A 1630-nucleotide genomic window follows, 5' to 3' on the forward strand; every position below is an offset into this window, starting at 1 on the left:
GCGACGCCTGCAGCTTCGCGCCTGCCGTCGTTCCAGATGGCCTTGATCAGCGCGATGCACATTAGTGCCATGACGATCGAGAATGGCAGCGCCCCGATGACCATCGCGGTCTGGATCGCTCCTGTTCCGCCAGAGATCAGCAGACCACCAACTACCAATGCCAGAGCCGCGCCCCAGAACATGATGTGCGGACGCGCTTTGGGACCTTCGTCGCCGGCTGCATTGATCGTATTCACGATCAGGACCGCCGAGTCAGCGGACGTTACAAGGAACGTCAACAGCAGGACAACGATCACAGCGGCCATCGCCCACGCCAATGCTTCTGCAATCGGAGCAAGCATGTGTTCCGTCATTGCAAAGATCTTGTCGCCGTTCGCCGCATCCAGAATGACGCCGTTTGCGTCTCCGTTCAGTTCCAGATCGATTGCCGTGCCTCCGGCCCAGGCGAACCAGACAAAGCACATCAGTGCGGGCACAATCATCGCGCCCAATACGAATTCACGGATCGTCCGACCTCTGGAAATCCGCGCCAGGAACAGGCCGACAAAGGGTGCGAACGCAATCCACCACGCCCAGTAGAAGACCGGCCACCAGCCCTGCCACTGTGCAAGCAGGAACGCTTCCGACCCCTCAACACCATCAGAGGCGTACACGTTGAAGCTCAGCCATGGCAGCGCGATCACATAATCCCAGATGCCTACGAAGAACGCCTTTGCACCAAAGAAGGTGGCACCGAACAGGATGAAGAAACCCAAAAGGAAGATCGATAGGCCCATGTTGATGTTCGACAGCCATTTGATGCCTTTCCCGACACCGGATAGAGCCGACAAGGTCGACGCACCCATGATGACAATCAGAGCAACGACGATGCCCAGTGTCGTGGCCGAACCATCAGGCTGAGCAAGGCCGCCGACACCGATACGTGTGAGCCCTGCAACGAACTGCTCGACACCGAAACCCAATGTCTGGGCTACCCCAAGAATAGTGGCAACAACGGCGACGATGTCGATCAAATGGCCGAGGTTGCCCGACAGCGATTTACCAAACAATGGTGTCAATGAAGAGCGGATCGTCAGTGGCAGTCCGCGACGGTAGCTGAAGAAAGCAAGCGCCAAACCAGCTATCGCGTAACATGCCCAAGCCCCGAAACCCCAATGCAAATAAGACCAGACATAGGCCGTACGTACATTGTCGGCGTCCAGAGCCGTTGTGACGCCCTGAATGACCGACGGGTTGTTTTTGAAATGCGCCACCGGTTCGGCAACGGCCCATGTCAGCATGCCAACACCAATGCCCGCACCAAACATCATCGAGAACCATGAGAAGTTTGAAAATTCGGGCTTCTCGCCTTCCACACCCAGCTTCAGCCGCCCCGCTGTGGGCCACATCGCCAAGCCTATGCAGACGATCACAAACGCAGTCACAACCCAGATGTACCAGGCGGCGAACTGCGCCAGAATGGCCGCATTCCAATCGCCCAGGACGCGCCCGGCTTGTGTCGGCCACACAATACACCAGACAACCAGCAGGCTGATGATGATCTTGCTGATCACCGTCACATTAATACTGAACCCCCGATAAAAACCGTTGTCAGCGGTCTTGATCGGAAGTTCCGAAAGAGGTGGCTTTA

1 protein-coding gene is annotated in these 1630 nt (G+C 56.9%); it reads right to left on the reverse strand.

Going from position 1 to position 1630, the window contains the following annotated elements; translation table 11 throughout:
* Positions 1 to 1630: BCCT family transporter (locus E1297_RS02045; RefSeq protein ID WP_196223134.1), on the reverse strand; the 1630-nt coding region annotated here is incomplete at both ends.

Source organism: Roseibium sp. RKSG952, from assembly GCF_009711355.1.